The sequence below is a fragment of the Psychrobacter sp. PP-21 genome (genome assembly GCF_033790785.1).
In the GTDB taxonomy this organism is placed as follows: domain Bacteria; phylum Pseudomonadota; class Gammaproteobacteria; order Pseudomonadales; family Moraxellaceae; genus Psychrobacter.
The window spans coordinates 1-6104 of the sequence record NZ_JAMYEB010000034.1 but is presented as its reverse complement, the minus strand read 5'-3'; the positions used below and the strand labels follow the sequence as shown (position 1 = coordinate 6104).

The 6104-nt window shown below is 36.8% G+C and carries 6 protein-coding genes; 4 read left to right on the top strand and 2 right to left on the bottom strand.

Features of this window, described 5'->3' with window-relative positions; genetic code table 11:
• Positions 1-421 precede the first annotated feature (421 nt).
• From repM to NJD71_RS13205, 4 genes are all read left to right on the top strand, one after another.
• Positions 422-1381 carry a replication initiation protein RepM gene (gene repM / locus NJD71_RS13220; protein WP_319052376.1) on the top strand — a complete coding sequence of 320 codons (960 nt, stop codon included), beginning with the start codon at positions 422-424 and terminating at the stop codon, positions 1379-1381.
• Positions 1382-1733: 352 nt separating this feature from the next.
• Complete coding sequence (locus NJD71_RS13215; protein WP_319052375.1) at positions 1734-2000, top strand: hypothetical protein; 267 nt, start codon at positions 1734-1736, stop codon at positions 1998-2000.
• 36 nt (positions 2001-2036) lie between these two features.
• Positions 2037-2315 carry a helix-turn-helix domain-containing protein gene (locus NJD71_RS13210; RefSeq protein WP_319052374.1) on the top strand — a complete coding sequence of 93 codons (279 nt, stop codon included), beginning with the start codon at positions 2037-2039 and terminating at the stop codon, positions 2313-2315.
• A 3-nt stretch (positions 2316-2318) separates the two neighbouring features.
• Complete coding sequence (locus tag NJD71_RS13205; RefSeq protein WP_319052373.1) at positions 2319-3299, top strand: reverse transcriptase family protein; 981 nt, start codon at positions 2319-2321, stop codon at positions 3297-3299.
• A gap of 78 nt (positions 3300-3377) precedes the next feature.
• On the opposite strand, the gene NJD71_RS13200 is transcribed toward NJD71_RS13205, so the two are convergent.
• Both NJD71_RS13200 and NJD71_RS13195 read right to left on the bottom strand, forming a co-directional pair.
• A complete protein-coding gene (locus NJD71_RS13200) occupies positions 3378-4523 on the bottom strand; it encodes a relaxase (protein WP_319052372.1) in 1146 nt (381 codons plus the stop codon).
• Positions 4513-4869 carry a MobC family plasmid mobilization relaxosome protein gene (locus NJD71_RS13195; RefSeq protein ID WP_319052370.1) on the bottom strand — a complete coding sequence of 119 codons (357 nt, stop codon included), beginning with the start codon at positions 4867-4869 and terminating at the stop codon, positions 4513-4515. The genes NJD71_RS13200 and NJD71_RS13195 overlap by 11 nt, the downstream gene beginning before the upstream one ends.
• Positions 4870-6104: the final 1235 nt, after the last annotated feature.

Sequence of the window (6104 nt, the reverse complement as noted above, 5' to 3'; positions counted from 1 at the left end):
AGTGGGTATAAACATTAGATAAGTTATTTAAAAGAGTTATTTATTTAACCAGTTAAAGAGAATGATAGCTTATTAGATCGTTAGAACTCTAACAATAACTTTGTATAGAAATACGTTATCTGATTTAGAAACGACTCTGTTTGCTCTTTTGTTGATTAATAATAACCAAAAAAGGTTTTTAATGCTTTTAGGTACTTTTAAAAGCTTTTAGGAATCCCGCAAGCTCTATAACAAAAGGGTTTCAGAGCTTATATATATACGTTTATACACCCATATATATACGTTTATACACCCATATATATACGTTTATACACCCATATATATACGTTTATACACCCATATATATACTTGTGATATAAGCTTGTATATATATATACATTATATTAGTATTGTATGCATATTAATATTGGGGCAATGAATTATGTCGGATAATAAGTTGGTTAGTAAGGCTAATGCGCTAAATGAAGCTGCGTATACAATAAATTTAGTAGCCCAACGTGTAATTATACTGGCTATCATTGAAGCAAGAGATCAAGGAGTTATGTCTAAGGTTGGAGGTGTACATCGTATTAAAGCTTCTGACTATCAGAAACATTTTGGATGTGACAAAACAACTTCTTATCGTTCATTAAAGTCTGCCTGTGAGAGTCTTTATGAAAGTGAGTTTGTTTGGACAGACAAGGATGCTAGAGGAAATACTAAGGTTAACCATTCTAGATTCGTACAACGTGCATCATATAGTGAAGGCGGTGGCTACATTGAGGTGATGTTTGGAAGTGATGTTATTCCACTTATAACTAGACTTAGCGAGAAATATACAGAGTATGAACTAAAGCAGATAAAAGATTTAAGTAGTATTTATGCTTTACGCATATTCGAGATCTTGATGCAGTGGTTTAGCGTACGTAAGACTCCGAAAATTAAAATTGAAGATTTACGCGCACGTTTAGGGATTGAAGATCATCAATATAAAACTATGGGGAACTTCAAAAAACGGGTGCTAGACCATGCTATTAGAGAGATTAATGACAATACGAACATCACAGCGTCTTACGAACAACATAAAGAAGGTCGTAACATTGTGGCCTTCACATTCTACATTAAAGTGAACAAAGATAAGAGTCAGAAAAAGAAAATTGATGGGCTGTTAGGTACAAATGCAGAGAACGGTGATTTGTTCACAGTGAAAGGTTTGAGTGACAAACAGCTAGGACGTATCGCTCGCAACCCTCAATTTATAGCAGACTACAACCATCTTGTGAGCTCTACTAGTCCAGCAGGGCAGGATACTAAGGTATGGGAGCTTGAAATGATGAATCGCCTGAAAAAAGATGCTTCACAATTTAACAGGCGTCCTATTCAAGAGTATCTTGATTATTAGTGCTTCAAATAATCAAACATGTATTCGATGTTACAATAGCAAACTTGACTCTCAGTAAAGTTATAGATAATATGACGCAAGAATAGACGTTTCGTCTATATGCGTTTTAAAAGCTATTATCGATTAATTAAACCCCGTAATTGGCTGATTTCAGCCGCTATTTTTATAGCTGGAAGACTCGAATACCTCTCCTTGAATATTAACTCTTTTGGCCTTTCACATTAGTCATTTGGTTAACAGTTCGACTGAGGCTTCGCCATAGTATAAGGTTTGTGGCGCTCTAACGTTGTTTCTCTCAGGTTTAATTGTATTGTCGACTGGTACAACTTCGTACTGTCAGAGAATAAACAACATGAACGATAAAGATCTTTTAAGACAGTTGCGAGATCAGCTTGCTGATATCCAAGCAACTACGCATGATACGTTAGAGCCCAGTGCTAATCGAAAGATTGAAGAAGCTATACAGGATCTCGACTTAATAATCGAGAACTTGTCTTCGGAAGAAGTGAACTATAAAACTAAAGCCTTAGAAATATTAGGTAGAGGAATATCTTATATACCTAGCATAATGAGGCTAATCAAGTTTATTAGTGAAAATAGCGATAATCTGCCAATGTAGCACAGCAGACCTTATCACTCACATAAGGTTAAGACTATGAAAATCGGCAGTGTTATAAGAAAGTGTCGAAAACTGAAAGGTATGACGCAGTTACAACTGAGTGATTCATCAAATATATCTGAATCATATTTGTCTTTAATAGAACAAGACAAGCGCCAACCAACCCTATCAAACTTAGAATCAATAGCTGGTACATTACAAGTACCTATAAGCATCCTTGTGTTTTTAGCTGATAAACAAGAATCTATTTCGGAAATTACAGATAAACAGATTGAAGCTTTAACTGAAACAATCTATTCGTTGGTTGAAGCTTAAATAATGAGTTTTACTCCTCTGCCTAATGTCACACCAGTTGCAAATATTAGCTCATTAGCTAAATTGTTAGGAACAACAGTCAAGAATTTAGAGTATATACTTGCGAACAAAGACAAATACTGGTGTCCAGGGAAAAAGATTATCAAACCTAATGGCGAGGTGAGAGAAACTCATAATGCAAGACCTAAGCTAAAAGCCATTCATCAAAAAATTCTAGATAGACTCCTTAAAAAAGTATTTTATCCCATCTACATGCAAGGTGGCGTTGCAGACCTTATAAATCCTCGAAGCTGTAGAACTCATGCTGCCTTTCATTGCAGTAAATCTGTGGTTATATCAGAAGATATAAAGAGCTTTTTTCCCAATTGTGACTATGAGAATATCCGTAGTATCTGGCAAGGTTTCTTTCGTATGGAGCCTGATATTGCTGACATCCTAACTCAGTTAACGACATATAAAGACCAGCTTCCTCAAGGTTGGAAGACTAGTGGCTATCTTGCACAGCTAGTTTTTTACGATAAAGAGCCACTGCTGGTTAAAGCATTGGCCAACCAACAAATTGCTTATAGTAGATATGTTGACGATATAACAATTTCGAGCTCACGGCCTTTAACACAGAATCAAAAAGCAGATTTTATATCTAAAATTTGTACCATGCTCTACAGTAAAAACCATCGACTCAATAGAGCCAAGCAAGAAATTTTCTGTCCCTCTGTTAATGGTACAGGTAAAACTATAACTGGTTTTACCGTGGATTCGCGAAAGCCTACGATCCACAAGGATAGGAGGCTAAAAATTCGAGCTGCTATACACAAACTTTCTTTACGATTTGATGTTGAGAAAAACTTTGCTGACTATAATAGTGATTGGGAGAGTCTTAACTCTAAGGTAGGTCAGCTCAAAAGTACTCATCCTAGCTTATGGAAAAAAAATAGACAGAAAATGGTTTCTATAAAACCAACATTCAAACGCAAGAAAAAATAGTAAGAGCCTCATTGACGAGAAACGATGAATGCAACCTTACTAAAAGTATTCCTAATCAAACAACCCCATTCTCAGTAGTTAAAAGCCCGTAGTTGGTGTATCTAAATGCTTGCTTGGACGCGTAGGTTCGCGTTCTGGCTGCTCTTTGATGATCTCTAGGGGTATGTCAACGATGTTCAATTTTAACGGCTCTGGCAGCTCTGCGTCTTTGTATAAACCTGCGTGATACTTCTCTTTTATCTCAATGCCTTTAGCTAAGGTCCTTTTATTACGCTCATACTCTCTCGGTAATCGTGACACATAAGCTCTTTGTGCTGCTTCTATCGTATGCTCCTGCTTCTTATTAGCATCAAAATCTTTTTTGTATATATCACCTTTAAGCCTTAAATGTATAGGCTCACCCTTTTTATTTCTCAGGTTTTTACAGCTTACTGAGATGCAACTTTCACTGTTTGCACGCTCTACTTTTAGTCCGAGCCGTCTCAAACTTAGCAATACGCCTTCACGAGACTTAATCTGTTCTATATTAAAATCGTATTCCATTCTTCGATTGATAGCCTCACGTAATACCTCACGATTCGGTGGATTCTTAATGATTTCAGCGTCTTTTTTAGCAGCTTGGCGGTCATAGCCTTTTGTAATATAAGCTGAGGGTGGTGCAGAATTTTCTGAGTGCGAATTAGTCAATCGCGCGCGCTTAGGCTCATTTGGATCGGCCAATTTATACTCGTAATTAACAACATCTTTAAAAGCATCAACCCTAACCAAATCAGCTCCTGCATAAAAAGGTTGTAACCTTTTACCGCTTCGCAGTTCCTGTCCTGGAATCAGAAAGTTTAGCTCTAAGCGACCGACTGGATGTGCCTCATCAATATCTTTATCGGCATGTTCAATCCATAGAATATCGTACTGATCACGCTCCAGTCCGCAGAAAATCACCTCCTCAAATTTTTTCATGATCTCAAATTTCTGCTTTTCTGTTAGCTCATTAGCACGCTTCTCGAAAGAGAGAACACCGCTTTTGTATTTTTGTTTATAAGGAGTGGTATTGATCAGTTGCTCAGTAAGAACAGGATCACCGCTCAGCACACGCGCATGTTCACGCTTCTTCAACGGTAAAGGTTTAGATTCTGGATTGTCAGAAGATTTGTCACGTTCTTTCAACAAATAATTAGTCGCACCACTCGCAGGACCTTTTCCATGGTCATGAAATTTAACAATCATCGTCCGCCTTCCTTGCGTCTTTTAGATTCTGATTTATTAACTCATGCATTAACTTTCTAATAGCGGTTATCTCGTTTAGCACCTGCTTATCTAATTCCTTATCAGTGTTCACACGTCTTGCTACTTGATTTAGATTAGAACCAATTCGTCCAAGTTGACGAATTAAATTAGGGTCGGCTATAGATATTGGTGTTGATTTTAGAGCTAGATTTCTGAGCCATCGACTCATTGTTCTTTCGGTCTGACGCTTCTTTATTAATTCGTGCTCATACGAATTAACTCTGAGCGTTAGCTCAATTTTTCTTTGTTCTTTAATACCAGACTTAGGTGACTTGGTGGCATTCATAGTGATCTCGACGGCTTTTGATTTTGGGGGTTAAGGGGGGCTTTTTCCCCCTTACCAGCACCCGAGGGCGCCATTAGAACGATAGTGAAAATGGGCGCACTTGGGACTGCTGGCTTAATAACTTCATAAAGCAGTTTATGATCACATATACAATGAAGACAGCCTGATTCTGGATTAGTAGGCTATTATTTTTGGCAGAAGTCGGACTTATAGCTATTTTTGGTGAAATACCCCTATTTTCGTGTCATTTTCTCTATTTTTGACCCTAATTTTCTCAATTTTCCTTGGTAATCGCAGACTTATAATCAGAAAAACAGCCTGTCATACCCCTTCCGTCTCTTTAGTAGGTTTTGCAGCCTAAACTGCATCTTTTCATGCCTAGAAAGTGAGTCTTCAGGCTTCAACTGTTACTTTTGACGTAGCTATTGCACTCTCCTTGTTCCGAACGACACTTTTGATGCTCTATTAGCGTTCTATCCGTCTGTTTAACTCTGTTCTCAGTCAAAATTATGAAGTATATATTTTCAGTCAGTAGCGATTTTTTTTGCTGTAGGTATAGAATCGTTCTTGTTCCTGCTTAATATGTTATTTTTCACGTAGCTAATACTCTCATACCGTCTTAAATAGACTTTTTCCTACTCATACACTAGCAGTATCGTTTCTAGCATCACTTTTCACGTTGATAGTGCTTCCTTACCATCTTAAATAGACTTTTTCTTGTTCATACATCGGCAATACCGTTCCTAACGTCACTTTTGATGCAGATTACGATGTGTATATACACTATTGTTAGCGAAGATACAGAAGTGTTGTTTTCCATGTAGCTGTATAGCTATATGCCGTCTATAGACTACTTATTGATGTTTAGATTGTTACTTTTCACGTAGCTAAATGCTATTTTTCTCAATGATCAGCCTGTGCCTATATTGGAACGTCTGATTCATGTCTGAAATGTGAAAATTTCTAAGTTTAGCGAGGTTTCTAAGTTTTGAGGCTGGCCATGGTTTATAGCTAGCAAATAGACGTTATCTGAATAGATTGATTTGGTTTGGTATTAGATATACAAAGACAATAGATGGCTTAATCTATTTCTAAATACGACTTATAAAGTGGGTATAAACATTAGATAAGTTATTTAAAAGAGTTATTTATTTAACCAGTTAAAGAGAATGATAGCTTATTAGATCGTTAGAACTCTAACAATAACTTTGTATAGAAATACGTTATCTGATTTA